Origin of the sequence: Bacillus sp. FSL H8-0547, from assembly GCA_038002745.1 — a bacterium.
Classification (GTDB): Bacteria; Bacillota; Bacilli; order Bacillales; family Bacillaceae; genus Bacillus_P.
Window position 1 is genome coordinate 1,023,542 of record JBBODD010000001.1, and the last position, 15,695, is coordinate 1,039,236.

Below are 15,695 nucleotides of genomic sequence, written 5' to 3' on the forward strand. Positions count from 1 at the left end.
CAGAAGGGGATAAAAAAGAGACCACAACAAGCTGGTGCAGCATGACATGCATGCGCCAGTGTTGTGGCCTCTCCAAATCTCCAACCGTTCTATTAACTTGATATTAGTATATCACAGCTTCTATTTATTTAAAAGCCTGAGCTGCATTTACTGCTTTTTTCCAGCCGCTGTAAAGCTCATCGCGCTTTTCATCTTCCATTTCTGGTTCGAATTGCTTATCAAGCTTCCATTGCTTTTCAATATTCGACTTGTCTTCCCAGAAGCCGACTGCAAGTCCTGCAAGATAGGCAGCGCCAAGAGCTGTCGTTTCATTTACTTCCGGACGCTCTACAGGCACTCCAAGCATATTGCTCTGGAAATCCATCAGGAAGTTATTTTTCACCGCACCGCCGTCTACGCGGAGTGTCTTAAGGGAAATGCCTGAATCAGCTTCCATCGCAGTCAGAACGTCTTTTGTCTGATAAGCGAGGGATTCCAGTGTAGCGCGGACAAAGTGCTCTTTAGACGTGCCGCGCGTTAGGCCGAAGACAGCACCTCTCACGTCACTGTCCCAATAAGGAGTTCCAAGGCCCACAAATGCAGGAACGACATAAACACCCTCTGTAGACTCAACGCGTTCTGCGTATGCCTCGCTGTCCTTTGCGTCTTTAAACATGCGGAGACCGTCGCGCAGCCACTGAATAGCCGATCCTGCAACGAAAATGCTTCCTTCAAGGGCATACTCCACTTTTCCGTCAACGCCCCATGCGATTGTCGTCAGCAGGCCATTTTCAGAGCGAATAGCTTTTTCCCCAGTGTTCATGAGCATAAAGCAGCCAGTTCCGTACGTATTTTTAGCCATTCCTTCTTCAAAACACGCCTGTCCGAATAAGGCAGACTGCTGATCTCCTGCAGCACCTGCAATCGGTACAGAATGGCCGAAGAAATGATATTCAATCGTGTTGGCATATACTTCTGAAGACGGTTTCACTTCAGGCAGCATAGATTTCGGCACAGTCAGGTACTCAAGCAGCTCGTCGTCCCACTTTAGTTCATGAATGTTGTACATGAGTGTGCGGGAAGCGTTTGAATAATCCGTCACGTGCGCTTTTCCGCCTGAAAGCTTCCAAATCAGCCACGTATCAATGGTACCGAACAAGAGGTCGCCATTTTCAGCTTTTTCTCTTGCTCCTTCCACGTTGTCAAGGATCCATTTCACTTTTGTTCCAGAGAAGTAGGCATCGATTAGTAATCCTGTTTTTTCTCTGAATGTATCATTGTAGCCTTTTTGCTTCAGTTCCTCGCAGATCCCTGCAGTCTGGCGGGATTGCCACACAATTGCGTTATAGACAGGCTGTGATGTGTTTTTATCCCAGACAACTGCCGTTTCACGCTGGTTGGTAATTCCGATCCCTGCAATCTGCTCAGGCTTCACATTTGTTTCGCTCAGGCATGTTGCAATAACAGCCAAAATTGATCCCCAGATTTCGTTCGCGTTGTGCTCAACCCAGCCCGGCTTAGGAAAATACTGCTTAAATTCCTTTTGAGCAATGTGAACGATTTCGCCTTGTTTGTTAAATAAAATAGCTCTTGAACTTGTTGTTCCCTGATCTAAAGATAAGATGTATTTTTCCATGATACATTTTCCCCCTCAAAAGTTTTAATAAACGGCTGAACGCTGCGCGGATTGTTTTTTCGTCATCGCATAAACAACGCAAAGCATGAAAACTAAAGCTGCCGCTACATACCAGAATGCAGTACTCATAGTACCCTTAAAAACGTAATTGTAAAAGACTGCGGCAAATGAACCTCCTGCAAGCGGCGCAACAACCGGTATCCATGCATATTTCCAGTTCGAACTCCCTTTTCCTGCTATCGGAAGAACAAAATGTGCAAGTCTTGGTCCAAGGTCACGCGCCGGATTGATGGCATAGCCTGTTGTGCCTCCAAGCGATAGCCCGATGGCAACAACCAAAAATCCAACAATCAGCGGATTTAAGCCTTCTGTAAAAGTATTCGCTCCGATGGCAAGCAATGTAAGGACAAAAATAAATGTTCCAAGCGCTTCACTGATAAAGTTCGCAAAATAATTCGGAATTGCAGGGCTTGTTGAAAAAACACTGAGCTTCGCACCTGGATCTTCTGTTTCCTTCCAGTGCGGCAAGTATTGCAAGTAGACAAGCACTGCCCCAAGGAATGCTCCAAGCAACTGTGCAACGATGTATGATGGCACCTGGCTCCATTCAAATGATCCTGAAAAGGCAAGTGCAAATGTCACTGCCGGATTTAAATGCGCGCCGCTTATTTCGCCAACGGCATATACGGCCATTGCTACACCAAATCCCCAGCCCATCGTGATGACGATCCAGCCTGACTGGTGGGCGAATGATTTTTTAAGACTGACCCCGGCGCAGACACCGCCTCCAAATACAATTAAGATCATTGTACCGATAACTTCTCCCCAAAAAGCAGTCATTTATAATTCCTCCAATTCTTTAAATGCGGCGGGAAAGAAAAAAATCCACAGCAAATACCTCTACAATAATGTAAAGTACTGCTGTGGATCTCCGTTTCTCCGTCACATTTATTAACTTGCCCTTATGGTACATGCTAATGAAAGCGGTGTCAACAGAAATTTATGATAGCTTTTGATAATTTTTCCATAAATCCATTTCCGATGAAGTCACTGCCGTGGCCCCTGCCTGCAACGCCTGATGGACCTCTTCTGACGTTTTCACAAAGCCTCCTGCAAAAATCGGAATGCCTGTTTTCTCCTTAATCTCTGCGATCAATCCCGGCACAAGGCCCGGAAGAACCTCAATATAGTCCGGCTTTGTCCTAGCAATCAGCTCCAGGCTTTTTTCAAGTGCACTCGAATCGAGCAAAAACAGCCGCTGAATCGCATATATCCCGCGCTGCTTGGCTTTGGCGATCACATTGGACCTTGTCGAAATCAACCCGGCAGGCTTAACCTCCTGGCAGATAAACTCCGCAGCATACTCATCATGCTTCAGCCCCTGGATCAAATCTATGTGAATCAGCATTTTCTTGTTCGAAGAATTGGCAAGACGGACAATATTCCGCACCTGTCCAAGGTGTGTATCAAGAAGCACCCCATATGTATAAGGACTGTCGAGAAACCGTTCAAACTGCTTCATATTGCGGATCGCAGGCAGAATCTGCTGGCCTTCAAAACTCATGAATCGTCCTCCTTTCATTTTTTGGTTTTTTTTATGAATAATGGCATACAAGGAATGTACTATATACGGGGTGACAACTCAAGGGGGGTTGAGTGAAACACAATCTCATTTCACTTTTGAATGGTAAGTGTTCTAAAGACCCGATTAGAACACTTTGTCTCAGCTTTGACATCTGGTAATTGCTCTTAAGATCCGATTAGAACACTTTGTCTCAGCTTTTACATCTGGAAAGTGTTCTTAAGACCCGATTAGAACACTTTGTCCATGCTCCGGCATCTGGAAAGTGTTCTTAAGTTCCAATTAGAACACTTTGTCCATGCTCCGGCATCTGGAAAGTGTTCTTAAAATCCGATTAGAACACTTTGTCTCAGCTTTGACATCTGGAAAGTGTTCTAACAGCCTTCCATAAAAAAAGAGACAAAGAAAATCTCTGTCTCCATTAGTTCCAAATCAGTTTTTCTTATAACGGATTCCGTACACGTCATGTCTGCGGTCTTTAAGCTGTCTGACTGTACCGGACTGGCGCTGTCTGCGGAGGATCTCGAGGTCAACATCTCCAATGACGACCATCTCAATATTAGGGTTGCACTCCCCAACGATTCCGTCTCTTGCAAACTCAAAGTCAGACGGTGCGAAAATCGCTGACTGCGCATACTGGATATCCATATTTTCCGTCTGCGGCAGGTTTCCTACTGTTCCGGAAATCACCGTGTAAATCTGGTTTTCTACCGCGCGTGCCTGTGAGCAGTAGCGGACCCGGAGATAACCCTGACGATCTTCTGTACAGAAAGGCGTAAAGATAATTTTTGCTCCTTTGTCTGCAGCAATCCGCGCAAGCTCAGGAAACTCGATATCATAGCAGATTTGAATGGCAATTTTTCCGCAGTCGGTATCGAATACTTTAATGTCGTCGCCCCTGCTGATGCCCCACCATTTGCGCTCATTCGGCGTAATGTGGATTTTGTATTGTTTTTCAATGGTGCCGTCTCTTCTGAAAAGATAGGCCACGTTGAAAATTTTCCCGTTGTCTTCTTCAACGAAATGGGATCCGCCGATAATATTCACGTTATACTTTACAGCAAGCTCTGTAAACAGGCTGATGTATTCCTCTGTATATTCCGTTACTCTTCGGATGGCCCTGCTCGGTGATTTTTCATCCAGGAACGACATCAGCTGGGTTGTAAGCAGCTCAGGGAATACCGCAAAATCTGCGGAAGCATCTGATGCAACGTCTGTGTAATACTCAACCTGTGTCGCAAATTCTTCAAACGAATTGATTTGCTTCATCTGATACTGCACAACGCAGATGCGAACCGGAAAAGCCGTTTTGTAATAGCGCTTTGAAGTTGGCAAATAGTCAACGTTGTTCCACTCCATCAGCGTGGCGTATTTGCCTGAAGCCCTGTCATCAGGCAGATAGTTCGGGTTGATCCTCATCAGCGTAAATCCATTCAGCAGCTGAAAAGAAAGAACAGGATCATAAATTTTATGCTGTTTCACTTCCTGCACATACTGCCTTGGCGAAAGCTCTTTTTCATATTTATGATAGTTCGGGATTCTTCCACCGATAATAATGCTCTTCAGGTTCAGTCTTCTCGCAAGATCTTTTCTAGCCTCATAAAGTCTGTGGCCTATTTTCATCCGGCGGTAATCCGGATGCACCATGACCTCGATGCCGTACATATTGTATCCGTCCGGATTGTGGTTGGTGATGTAGCCGTTGTCTGTAATATCATCCCATGTGTGTCTGTCGTCATATTCATCAAAGTTGATGATCAGACTTGAACAGGATCCGATGATTTTGCCTTCAAATTCAGCACAGAACTGCCCTTCGGGAAAATGTTCAAGATGGCTTTCAAGATGCTCTCTTTCCCATGGAACCATCCCCGGGAAACAAAGCGCCTGCATCGCCAGAATTTCATCTATGTCTTTGTCTTCAATATTTCTGATAATCATCTTTTTCTCAAATTTCGATAAGTCAATTGTATCTGTCACAAAAATCGCTCCTTTATTTCTTACCAGCAATTTATTCCCGCTAGAGACCGGTTTAAAACATGTTAACGATTTGATTCAATTTTTCTGATCACTTCTGCAAGCTCCATCTCTGCCATCGATTCCAGCCTGTGGTCGATCTCCCCAAATTCCATATGGGCCGTCACGCTGTTTGGAACAATGGTGCAGAACATTCCTGCACGTTTTGCTGCAAGTGCCCCGTTTGCTGAGTCTTCAAAAGCCAGGCATTCTTCAGGCTTCAGGCCAAGGCATTCTGCCGCTTTTATGTAAAGGGCCGGGTCAGGCTTTACTTTTTCCACATCATCAGAGGTGCGGATGCACTCAAAATAATCAAATAAGTTCAGAGACTTAAGATAGCCGGAAACCCACTGATAACTGGAACTTGAAGCTAAACCGATTTTCAGTCCAAGGTCCTGTGCAGCAAGCAAGTAGGCTTCAACACCGGGCCGCGGACCTTCCGCTTCCATTCTCTTGGCGAATTTTTCTTTCCGCAGGCTGATCAGGTCTTCATGCACCACCGTTTTCCCAATCTGCTCCTCCAAATACTTATAAGGGTTAAAATCTGAGGATGTTCCAATGACTTTTCCCCACACCTGCATCGGAAGCTCGCTCCCATGCTCCTGAAAAATTTCCTGGAGCACTTCATACTCGTGCGTTTCTGTATCCAATATCAGTCCGTCAAAATCGAAAACGATTGCTTTGATCATTGTGTGCCCCTCCTATCGAGTAGTATGTTCATTATATAACGGATTTTAAAAAGAAAGAAAATGGGGAGTGTTTGAGGAGTATTGCATTTCTATCTGAAAAGTGTTGTGCTTATGACCTTTCGTACAGGGGCCTTCATGCTGAACGGTCATATCTTGAGCGCTTATGACCCTTCGTACGGGTTTGTTCGCTCTGAAAGGTCATATCGTGTGCGCTTATGACCTTTCGTACGGATATCTTCATGCTGAAAGGTCATATCTTAGGCGCTTATGACCCTTCACACGGGTTCCTTCGTTCTGAAAGGTCATATCATGGGCGCTTATGACCTTTCGTACGGATTTCTTCATGCTGTAAGGTCATATCACGGGCGCTTACGACCTTTCGTACGGATTTTTCATGCTGAAAGGTCATATCATGGGCGCTTATGACCTTTCAAACTGGCTCCTTCATTCTAAAAGGTCATATCATAGGCATTTATGACCTTTCATAAAACTTCTTTCCTGTTGATAGGTTATATCCCGAGTTAAAAGGACCCAATCCAAGAGTTCCTTCAACTCCTGAAACCCCACTCCCGCCCTCTCCCAAGGCGCTTTCATTTTACAAGAACGGGCCCGGCAACTATAATATGTCGTGTAACCTTAATGATGGAGAGGCGATAGTGTGTCTGAACGAGAGAAAAAGTACATAGAAAATGCTTTGTTTACCGCCTGGGGAGCGTCCTTTATTTCGATGCTCGGCAGCTTATATTTTTCGGAGGTTCTCGATTTTGTTCCGTGCAATCTCTGCTGGTATCAGCGGATCCTCATGTATCCACTGGTTGTAATCCTTGGTATTGCCGTCATTAAAAAAGATTATCAGATTGCCTTTTACACGATGATTTTATCAGGCATAGGCGGAGCAATCTCCATTTACCACTACGCCGTCCAGAAAATTGATTTTGTCGGTGAGAACTCAGCCGCATGCGGAATCGTCCCATGCACGGGCGAGTACATTAACTGGCTTGGATTCATTACGATCCCGTTTCTCGCATTAATCGGATTTTCAATTATTTTTGCAGCAAGCTTTACAATACACAGAAAATGGAAAGCAGGTCGATAATATGAAAAAGATCTTGATATTTGCAGGGATTTTCTTAGTCATTTTCGGAGGCTTGGCCTTTGTAACAACCTATCAGCAGTCGGAAAAATCAGAAGGCAATCCTTACGGCAAGGATGAGCTGAACTCCGCAACGGTTGATCAGCTTGACGATCCTAACTATCAAAACATCATTCTTCCTGAAGAAGTAGATGAAAAAATGGACAAAAAAGAAGATTTCATCGTTTATTATTTCAGCCCGACCTGCTCACACTGCAAGCGGACAACTCCTGAACTTATGCCTGCAGCTGAAGAAGCAGGTGTTGAAATCGGACAGTTCAACCTTCTCGAGTTTGAAGACGGCTGGCAAAAATACGGCATTGAATCAACGCCTACGCTAGTTAAATACGAAAACGGAAAAGAAGTTGACCGTGTAGTCGGATATAATGACGGGGCTTTCTTTAAAGACCTGTTCAGCGAATGGAAATAAACGACCAACGCAAAAAGGGGACACATCCGTGTCCCTTTTTTCATTCCTTACACAATCCACTTATTCGCCGGCTTTCCGTACTTGCTCACTTCATCCGCCTTCTCCCTTGAAGCCAGAAAATGATCAAATGTCAGCGGAAATTTGTAGCCATACTTTTTTAAAATAGTAATATTGCGGTTATACAATTTTCGCTGATCTTCCCCCTGCTGATCATCCAGGTGATCCAGCAGCGCCGTCAGCGCCTGAAGACTCGACATGATTTGAAAGGCTTCTTTCAGCGTTCCGTTATAGTCGAGGTCATCTGAATGGGGTTTCAGAACAGAAAGCTCATCAAGCTGATCGATCGTTTCATCTGAAAAATACCGCGGAAAAATGTCTTCGTACATCGTTTGAATCAGCTCTTCAATATAATGCTCCTGTTCCTCAGTTGATGCAAACACAATCCTCAAATCTATTCACCTCTTTGCTGCTCACTCTTTGTCTTACTTCAACTTTAACATAGCTCCAAACCGCTAAGCAGAGGTAAGTGTTTCCGTTTATAGCTTGGACATCCAAATAGATGGTCTAGTATACTTGAAGAACTACTCACAGTTGGGGGACAAAGAATGAAACGCAAAGGCGAATGGCTGATATTACCTGCAAAGGAAGAGTGGGCAGGAATGTCACTTCAGCAAATGTTAAAGGAAAAACTTCATGTTCCAAAAGGACTTGCCCATAGCTTTAGAATGAATAAAGAAGTTAAATTAAATGACAATGACCCGGACTGGACGCAGCCGCTGAAAGAAAATGACTCACTGATGATCCGGGTTTTTCAGGATGAAACATGTGACACGGAGCCTGAATACATGGAGCTTGACTTTCTATATGAAGACGATCATTTCCTAATTGTAAACAAGCCGGCCGGAATGGACACACACCCGAATGAACCGTCTCAAACGGGAACTCTTGCAAACGGTGTTGCTTCCCATTTTCAGATGAACGGCATAGCGCGGAAAATCAGGCATATTCATAGACTCGACCGCGATACATCAGGTGCCGTCGTTTTTGCGAAACATGCCTTGTCGCATGCCGTGCTTGACCGGCTGCTTGAAGAACGGAAAGTAAAGAGAACCTATACGGCCGTGGTTCAAGGCGAAGTGAAACAGAAAAAAGGCAGTATCGATCATCCAATCGGAAAAGACCGGCACCACCCGTCCCGCAGGAGAGTTTCAACGGGCGGGCAGTCCGCTCTCACTCATTTTAAACGCGAAGGATATAACCCGAAATATGATGAGTCTCTGCTTAAGCTCCAGCTTGATACAGGCAGAACACACCAGATTCGTGTTCATGTCAGTTACTTAGGCTTTCCGATTGCAGGAGATGTCCTGTACGGCGGCAATCAAAATCTTATCCGCAGGCAGGCGCTTCATGCATCGGAAATATCCGTCGTCCATCCATTTACAGGTGAAGAGATTGATGTTTCTGCTCCGTTTCCTGAGGATATGAGAGATCTCCTAGTACGGCTGGAGTTTCTTTAAAAACATGAAAAATGCTCCGGATACCGTATCCGGAGCATTTTTTTACAGCTTCTTATTAAAAACGTGACTTACTCTGTCAAAGCCCATCTTTTCTTCATAAAACCGGTGTGCGTCCTTCCGCTGATTGCCTGAACTCAGTGAAATCATGCCGCAGCCGGATTCTTTCGCAAGCTCTTCTACATGGTGCAGGAGTTTTTCCCCGTACCCCTTGGATCTTGAAGCTCCGTCCGTCACAAGGTCATAGACATAAATGTGCTTTTCATTGTAGAAATTCGTCAGCTCAATAATGCCTGCCAGTCCTTTTATCTGATGTTCATCATAAAGAGCAAGCAGCCTGTAGCCCTGCTTTTGCATAGGCTCAAGCAGCCCCAGGTAATCCTCTTCACTCAGGTTGACTCTCAGCTGGGACATGACAGGATAGGCTTCTTTAAATTCTGCATCTGTTTTCAGTTCTCTAATGATCAAGCTGTATCTCTCCGATCTCATTCCGCTTTTTCAGCATAAATAATATACCTCTCCGGTGCGCTTCCCACGAAACTGAATGGATAGCACGTTGTCAGGATCAGTTCTTCTTTATCATTTTGAAGAGTGATCACACTGAGGTCATCGGCATCCACGATTTTTGTCGATTTGATTCGGTATTCAAATTCTCCGTAAGGCATGGCTACGATAAGAGAGTCACCTATTTTCAGCTCCCCCGCTTTTCTGAAGACCGTGTCTCTGTGTCCGGAAAGAACAATTTGTCCGTTCTCATTCGGGTAATAGCTGCCTTTGTAGTGTCCGACTCCCTTGGCCAGGTCGTCCGGGTCTGTCCCTTCCACGATTGGCAGCTCCGCATCAAGCCGGTTGATTTTAAGAATGCCGACAGCATCTCCTGTTTCAGCTTCGTACCGGTTCTCCTGAGTCGGCATTTCCGTTTTGGAGCTTGCAGAGGCTTTGATGATGGCTTCTGCATCCGCAAGAGACTGATTTGTTTTCAGGTGGGTTTCTGCAATTTGAAAGCCCCCGTAGCCTGTCAAACAAAGTCCGGCAGCAATTAATAGTATCGGAAAAAATGATAATTTCTTCATTAAGCCGGCACGTCTCCTTTTACTGTTTCATCCAGTTTGATTATATCAAATTTGAAAAATTCGGACATGGATTTTTCTCAATTTTTACAAAATAGCGCCATAAAAAAGGTTGCTTTTGAATAAAGTTTGTTTTTGCATCACCCGTTCCTTTCCGCTCCAGTCACTTGCTTTCCGCGGGGAGTGCCTGAAGCTTCCTCGCTGCGCTTGCGGGATCTTCAGTGCCCTCTTCATCCCGCAGGAGTCAAGTGCCTTCCGCTGCAATCCACTGGAGTTTACCGAAATTACACGAAACCTTATTTACGAAAAAAGCATAAAAAAAAGGCTGTTCATAAAGAACAGCCTTTTTCTGCATATGATTAAAAATCAAAATTATCCGGATCCGGACCTACACGCTCATCGCGGTTTAAGCCGTCGATGCGTTCCATCTCTTCTTGTGTCAGTTCGAAATCAAAGATGGCAGCATTGTCGTAAATGCGGTGTTCTTTCACTGATTTTGGAATGGTCACTACGCCATTCTGAAGATCCCAGCGCAAGATAACCTGAGCGACAGACTTCCCGTGTTTTTCTGCGATTTCTGTCAGTGTCTCGTCGTCAAGCAGTTTACCCTGCATAAGCGGTGACCACGCTTCAAGCTGAATGCTGTTTTCTTTGCAGAATGCATGAAGCTCTTTTTGAGTCAGGCGCGGATGGTATTCAACCTGGTTTACCATAGGTACGATTTCAGCGTCTTCCATAATATCTTTAAGATGGTGAACCTGGAAGTTGCTTACGCCGATTGCTTTTACTTTTCCTTCTTTGTAAAGCGTTTCAAGAGCTTTCCATGTTTCTTTGTACTTGCCTTTAACCGGCCAGTGAACAAGGTAAAGATCAAGATACTCAAGACCAAGCTTTTTCATGCTTTCGTCAAATGCTTTAAGGGTAGAATCATAGCCCTGATCAGCATTCCATACTTTAGTCGTGATGAAAAGCTCTTCGCGCGCAACGCCGCTTTCTTTGATTGCTTGTCCTACGCCCTCTTCATTTCCGTAAATAGCAGCGGTATCGATGCTTTTATAGCCTGCTTCGATTGCCCATTTAACAGAGTTTACAACCTCATTTCCGTCTTCCACTTTAAAGACGCCAAGGCCAAACCAGGGCATTTTCACTCCGTTATGTAAAGTTGTTGTATCCTGCAGATTTTTTGCCATTGTTGTATCCCCTTTCTGAAACTCAGAATAACCCTATTATCTGATAAACTTCGGCAAAATCCAAAAAATATGCTTCATTTTTTCTTTTTCCTGCTCCCTTTTGCTAAAATGAAGAAAAAGCAAGGGAAAGGGCGCGGTGAACGGTGGAAACAAAGGAGCAGCTTCTTGCACGTTTAAAAGAAATTGAGGAATGGGAAGACGATCAGAAAGGCCTGTTTTTCTGGGAGAAAATCGGCCGGATTCCTTTTAAGATTCTTGATAAACTTACACCTGCATTTATCCAAAAGAAAATCGGCGTTCTTCTTGATGAGCTTGGAAGCTTCATCCAGGGCGGCGGAAAATACTTAACTCAGAAGAACGGAATGCTGAAAAAGGTGCAGCAGCTCGTTCCTGACAAAACGATTGAAACAATTGATGACCTGAAAACCGTTCCTTTGAATGTCATGAACATTGTAAGCGGCGACCTTAAAACAAACAGGGGAAATGTCGCGACGGTTCAGGGAGCGACGACCGGGTTTGGCGGAGTTTTCACTCTTGCAGTGGACATCCCTGTCATCCTTGGTCTTTCACTGAAAACCCTGCAGGAAATCGCGGTCATTTACGGCTATGATCCTGATGAAAAAGAGGAGCGCATTTTTATCGTGAAATGCCTGCAGTTTGCCTCTGCCGATGTGGTTGGAAAAGAAGCGATTCTAAACGAACTATCAGGCTATTACGGACGCAGCGCAAAGCCCGCGGACATGCTTTCAAAACTGCAGGGCTGGCGGGAGGTTGTCTACACGTACCGTGACCATTTCGGCCTGAAAAAACTTCTCCAGATGGTCCCTGTTGCCGGGATGCTTTTCGGCGCCTATACAAACCGTTCAATGATCAAAGACATTGCTGAAGCAGGCATTATGCTTTATCAAAAAAGAAGAATTCTTGAAAGACTAGAAACAGACTCACCACTCGTTATAGAAAATGAAAAAGGAACTCAAATTTGAGTTCCTTTTTTCATGCCGTATTAAAAGAAAAGGGCATCCAGAGAATAAGCACCTGCACCTGTAAGGGCAACTCCCACAGCCACGGCAAGCAGGGTCAGGTTCAGCTCATAGCCGTTGTTTGAAGCCCAGAAGCCATTAGGCGCGTGAACTTTGAAGATCGCAACAAGCATCGTTCCTGCCAGCGCAGCACCTGCAAGTGGTGTAAACAAGCCGGCTGCAAAGAGAGCTCCGCCCGCAAATTCTGCAAGTCCCGCAAGCAGCGCCATAGCAACTCCGGGTTTAATTCCGATCGATTCAAAAAATCCCCCTGTGCCCTTCAGTCCGTGTCCCCCGAAAGAGCCGAACAGTTTTTGTGCCCCGTGGGCCATAAATGATAATCCGACAACAAGACGAATCAGTAAAAGTCCTAAATCTAACATGCTAATCATCCTTCACAAATTATTTTTAATTCGAGATATATAGCTAAAAAAATTTACCCTCTTTACCATATATGCGGGCTGAAGGTGAATATTACTTTTAATTAAAATATCTTGAATTCAAAGTAATTATATGACCTATTTGTAAAACTGTCAATCGGTTTTGTAAATTTCCTGAGGATTATTCTTCTGCAAAATCCTTATGTAAACGCTCTATGTGTCATTTGTTACACATTGTGAGCGTTATGTCCTGTTTTCTGTAATATATGAAAATCACCTGGACGATTAGATTCATTTTCATTTTTTTCTGTTACCCTTTTCACAAAGTTTCATGATCGCTTACATTCCAGTAATAGCAGCGTGTCTGGGCACATGGACACTCTCAGGTTCCAAATTTTATGGGGGTTGCCTGTCTATACATGTTTTCTCTATAGTTTTCTTGTGCTAACACACAAAAATTTCAAAGAGGTGACATGATGCAACATTCGAAAAATATGAAGCGTACTGTATTTGCTTCCGCACTTGCAGTAGTCATGGCTTTTTCAGGCCTTGCACCAAGCGCATCAGCCGTAACTCAGCCGGAAGCTGATACGAAGCTGAACAAAGAAAACCTTCAGAAGCTTGCTGTTAAAGGCATGAAGCGCCTGAACAACGGCGTAAAGCTTGATCTTGGAACAAACGATGCATACATACGTATCCTTGATGAAGATCTTGCAAAGGTAACCGTCCTTGAAAAAGGCGAAAAAGAAAAAGAAACTCCGGCCATCTCCAAGAAAGACTGGAAAACCCCGAGATTCACTTTAAAAGACAAGAAAGATCACTACGAACTTCGAACAAAAGAACTTATTATTCATATTAAAAAATCTCAATTCGGCGTTAAATTCATGGATGAAAAAGGAAATGTCATCAATGAAGACTACATGAACAACGGTTCGGCCGGCTATGAAAACGGAAAGCCGTACGTGATGAAGAAAACAAATCCTGACGAGAACTTCTACGGATTCGGTGAACAGTCAGGCCTTGAAGTCAATAAACGCGGCAAAAGCATCGGAATGTGGAACACAGATGCCTACGCCTATAACAAAGATACAAAATACTTATACACGACGATTCCTTTCTTTATCGGCTTAAAGAATGAACGTGCCTACGGAATTCTTTTTGATAACTCCCACCGTTCTTATTTTGAAATGGCCACTGAATCTGATGACTACTACTACTTCTACGCTAATGGCGGAGACTTGAGCTATTACTTCATGAACGGCCCTGAAATCTCAGACGTTCTTGACCGCTACACAGAACTGACAGGAAAAATGGACGTTCCTGCAGAATGGTCCCTCGGCCTTCACCAAAGCAAATGGGGCTACACAGCTGATGAAATATTGAATGTGGCCAAAACATACCGCGAGAAAGAAATTCCGCTTGATACGATGCACTTTGACATCGATTATATGGATGAATACCGCGTATTCACATGGAGCGAAGAATACAAACAAGCTCTGAAGACACTAAAAACAATGCCTGGATTCAAAGCAATCGCCATCAACGACCCGGCAGTTAAGCAAGACGAAAACTATCAAATGTACCAGGAAGGCACAAAAAATGATTTCTGGGCAAAGAATGCTGACGGCACTCCGTTCATCGGACCTGTATGGCCTGGTGACTCCGCATTCCCTGACTTCTCCAAAGAAGAAGTACGCGAATGGTGGGCAGGCAAGCACAACATTCTGTTTGACCAGGGAATTGACGGCATCTGGAATGACATGAACGAACCTGCCGTATTCCTTGATGATGAAAGACACAATCATACAATGCCTCTTGATTCTTACTTCGGTTATGATGACAACAAAATCATTCATACCGAATATCATAACCTTTATGGACACGACGAAGCAGACGCTACGTACCGCGCCTGGGAAAAATACAAGCCAAACACCCGTCCATTCGTTTTAACACGTGACATGTTCGCAGGATCACAGCGCTATGCCGCTCTTTGGACTGGCGACAATGTAAGTAACTGGGAACACCTTGAAATGTCTCTTCCTATGAACATGAATATCGGAATGTCCGGTGTTTCTTTCGTAGGTAATGACATCGGCGGATTTGCGCAGCGTCCTGATGCAGAGCTGTTCGCACGCTGGATTGAGGTTGGAGCATTCCTTCCATTCTCACGCATTCATTACGATAGTGATGCAAAAGCAGCAGTGAAGCAAGGACAGGAGCCTTGGGCTTTCGGACCTGAAGTTGAAGGCATCAGCAAGAAATACATTGAAATGCGCTATAAGCTTCTTCCTTATCTGTACAACGCATTCCAGGATTCTGCAGAATCAGGATCACCTGTTCAGCAGCCGCTTGTTTATCAGTTCCAGGAAGATGAAAACACATATGACATCAGCGACCAGTTCATGTTCGGAAACTCTCTGATGCTTGCGCCTGTCGTGAAGCAAGGCCAGACAAGCCGTGACGTTTACCTTCCGGAAAATGAAACATGGGTTGATTACTGGACTGGAAAAGAATACAAAGGCGGCCAGACGATCAGTGTTTCTGCTCCGCTTGAGCACCTTCCGATCTTTGTGAAGAAAAACTCGATTATTCCAAACCGCGATGTACAGCAGTACACAGACGAAAAGCCGCTTACGGACCTGATTCTTGATACGTACCTGACTGATGAAGCAGAGTACAGCTTCTATGAGGATGACGGCAAAACACTTGACCACGAAAACGGCGAGTACAACGAAACAAGCCTGAAAGTGGAAAAACGCGGAAAAGACATCGTCTTCAAGCAGGAGAAACTTGTTGAAAACTATGATTCCAAGCTTGAGAAATACACATTGAAGCTGAATAACGCGGCTAAACCTAAAGAAGTAAAATCAGGCTTTGCGAAATACAAAGCAGCTGCGAGCATGGATGAAATGACAAAAACATCCCGTTCTTACTTCTATGATGCAAAAGCCAAAAAGCTCTATGTAAATATCCCGGTTGATGAAAACAGGGATGTAAGAATCAAGCAATAAATTCAAAAGGGGACCGGCTGTTTATTAGCCGGTCTCCTTTTCTATTAAGG

The 15,695-nt window shown here is 44.5% G+C and carries 15 protein-coding genes; 5 read left to right on the forward strand and 10 right to left on the reverse strand.

Features of this window, described 5'->3' with window-relative positions:
• Positions 1–124 precede the first annotated feature (124 nt).
• The 5 genes from glpK to MHB63_05005 form a co-directional block, all read right to left on the reverse strand.
• On the reverse strand, positions 125–1,615 hold the full coding sequence (gene glpK, locus MHB63_04985; protein MEK3805949.1) for a glycerol kinase GlpK: 1,491 nt from the start codon (positions 1,613–1,615) through the stop codon (positions 125–127).
• 24 nt (positions 1,616–1,639) lie between these two features.
• Positions 1,640–2,455, reverse strand: a complete 816-nt coding sequence (locus tag MHB63_04990; protein MEK3805950.1) for an MIP/aquaporin family protein — start codon at positions 2,453–2,455, stop codon at positions 1,640–1,642.
• A 160-nt stretch (positions 2,456–2,615) separates the two neighbouring features.
• On the reverse strand, positions 2,616–3,179 hold the full coding sequence (locus MHB63_04995) for a glycerol-3-phosphate responsive antiterminator (protein ID MEK3805951.1): 564 nt from the start codon (positions 3,177–3,179) through the stop codon (positions 2,616–2,618).
• A 450-nt stretch (positions 3,180–3,629) separates the two neighbouring features.
• Positions 3,630–5,174 carry a GNAT family N-acetyltransferase gene (locus tag MHB63_05000; GenBank protein MEK3805952.1) on the reverse strand — a complete coding sequence of 515 codons (1,545 nt, stop codon included), beginning with the start codon at positions 5,172–5,174 and terminating at the stop codon, positions 3,630–3,632.
• A 62-nt stretch (positions 5,175–5,236) separates the two neighbouring features.
• Entirely contained in the window at positions 5,237–5,899 is a 663-nt protein-coding gene (locus MHB63_05005) for an HAD family hydrolase (GenBank protein MEK3805953.1), read from the reverse strand.
• A 658-nt stretch (positions 5,900–6,557) separates the two neighbouring features.
• Here MHB63_05005 and MHB63_05010 point away from each other — a divergent pair.
• Entirely contained in the window at positions 6,558–6,995 is a 438-nt protein-coding gene (locus tag MHB63_05010; protein ID MEK3805954.1) for a disulfide oxidoreductase, read from the forward strand.
• Between the two features lies 1 nt (position 6,996).
• A complete protein-coding gene (locus MHB63_05015) occupies positions 6,997–7,461 on the forward strand; it encodes a thioredoxin family protein (protein ID MEK3805955.1) in 465 nt (154 codons plus the stop codon).
• A 47-nt stretch (positions 7,462–7,508) separates the two neighbouring features.
• Here MHB63_05015 and MHB63_05020 read toward each other — a convergent pair whose 3' ends face one another.
• Positions 7,509–7,901, reverse strand: coding sequence for a DUF5365 family protein (locus tag MHB63_05020; protein MEK3805956.1), 393 nt, complete (start codon positions 7,899–7,901; stop codon positions 7,509–7,511).
• 165 nt (positions 7,902–8,066) lie between these two features.
• On the opposite strand from MHB63_05020, the gene MHB63_05025 reads away from it, so the two are divergent.
• On the forward strand, positions 8,067–8,978 hold the full coding sequence (locus MHB63_05025) for an RluA family pseudouridine synthase (protein ID MEK3805957.1): 912 nt from the start codon (positions 8,067–8,069) through the stop codon (positions 8,976–8,978).
• A 42-nt stretch (positions 8,979–9,020) separates the two neighbouring features.
• Here the strand turns inward: MHB63_05025 and MHB63_05030 are convergent, their stop codons facing one another.
• The 3 genes from MHB63_05030 to MHB63_05040 form a co-directional block, all read right to left on the reverse strand.
• Positions 9,021–9,443, reverse strand: coding sequence for a GNAT family N-acetyltransferase (locus tag MHB63_05030; GenBank protein ID MEK3805958.1), 423 nt, complete (start codon positions 9,441–9,443; stop codon positions 9,021–9,023).
• Between the two features lie 17 nt (positions 9,444–9,460).
• Positions 9,461–10,048, reverse strand: a complete 588-nt coding sequence (locus MHB63_05035; GenBank protein ID MEK3805959.1) for a class D sortase — start codon at positions 10,046–10,048, stop codon at positions 9,461–9,463.
• 356 nt (positions 10,049–10,404) lie between these two features.
• On the reverse strand, positions 10,405–11,235 hold the full coding sequence (locus MHB63_05040) for an aldo/keto reductase (protein ID MEK3805960.1): 831 nt from the start codon (positions 11,233–11,235) through the stop codon (positions 10,405–10,407).
• Between the two features lie 143 nt (positions 11,236–11,378).
• Between MHB63_05040 and MHB63_05045 the strand changes: the two genes are divergently transcribed.
• Positions 11,379–12,218 (forward strand): EcsC family protein, encoded by an 840-nt coding sequence (locus MHB63_05045; GenBank protein MEK3805961.1) that lies wholly within the window; start codon positions 11,379–11,381, stop codon positions 12,216–12,218.
• A gap of 20 nt (positions 12,219–12,238) precedes the next feature.
• Here the strand turns inward: MHB63_05045 and MHB63_05050 are convergent, their stop codons facing one another.
• On the reverse strand, positions 12,239–12,637 hold the full coding sequence (locus MHB63_05050) for a DoxX family protein (GenBank protein ID MEK3805962.1): 399 nt from the start codon (positions 12,635–12,637) through the stop codon (positions 12,239–12,241).
• A gap of 473 nt (positions 12,638–13,110) precedes the next feature.
• Here MHB63_05050 and MHB63_05055 point away from each other — a divergent pair, with 473 nt between their 5' ends.
• A complete protein-coding gene (locus MHB63_05055) occupies positions 13,111–15,645 on the forward strand; it encodes a glycoside hydrolase family 31 protein (protein ID MEK3805963.1) in 2,535 nt (844 codons plus the stop codon).
• Positions 15,646–15,695 lie beyond the last annotated feature (50 nt).

Bases quoted from the DNA above. Each gene is read 5' to 3' on its own strand.
- MHB63_04995 (MEK3805951.1), bottom strand. From the start codon at position 3,179: ATGAGTTTTGAAGGCCAGCAGATTCTGCCTGCGATCCGCAATATGAAG.
- MHB63_05050 (MEK3805962.1), bottom strand. From the start codon at position 12,637: ATGTTAGATTTAGGACTTTTACTGATTCGTCTTGTTGTCGGATTATCA.
- MHB63_05025 (MEK3805957.1), top strand. From the start codon at position 8,067: ATGAAACGCAAAGGCGAATGGCTGATATTACCTGCAAAGGAAGAGTGG.
- MHB63_05035 (MEK3805959.1), bottom strand. From the start codon at position 10,048: ATGAAGAAATTATCATTTTTTCCGATACTATTAATTGCTGCCGGACTT.
- MHB63_05015 (MEK3805955.1), top strand. From the start codon at position 6,997: ATGAAAAAGATCTTGATATTTGCAGGGATTTTCTTAGTCATTTTCGGA.
- MHB63_05055 (MEK3805963.1), top strand. From the start codon at position 13,111: ATGCAACATTCGAAAAATATGAAGCGTACTGTATTTGCTTCCGCACTT.
- MHB63_05005 (MEK3805953.1), bottom strand. From the start codon at position 5,899: ATGATCAAAGCAATCGTTTTCGATTTTGACGGACTGATATTGGATACA.
- glpK (MEK3805949.1), bottom strand. From the start codon at position 1,615: ATGGAAAAATACATCTTATCTTTAGATCAGGGAACAACAAGTTCAAGA.
- MHB63_04990 (MEK3805950.1), bottom strand. From the start codon at position 2,455: ATGACTGCTTTTTGGGGAGAAGTTATCGGTACAATGATCTTAATTGTA.
- MHB63_05040 (MEK3805960.1), bottom strand. From the start codon at position 11,235: ATGGCAAAAAATCTGCAGGATACAACAACTTTACATAACGGAGTGAAA.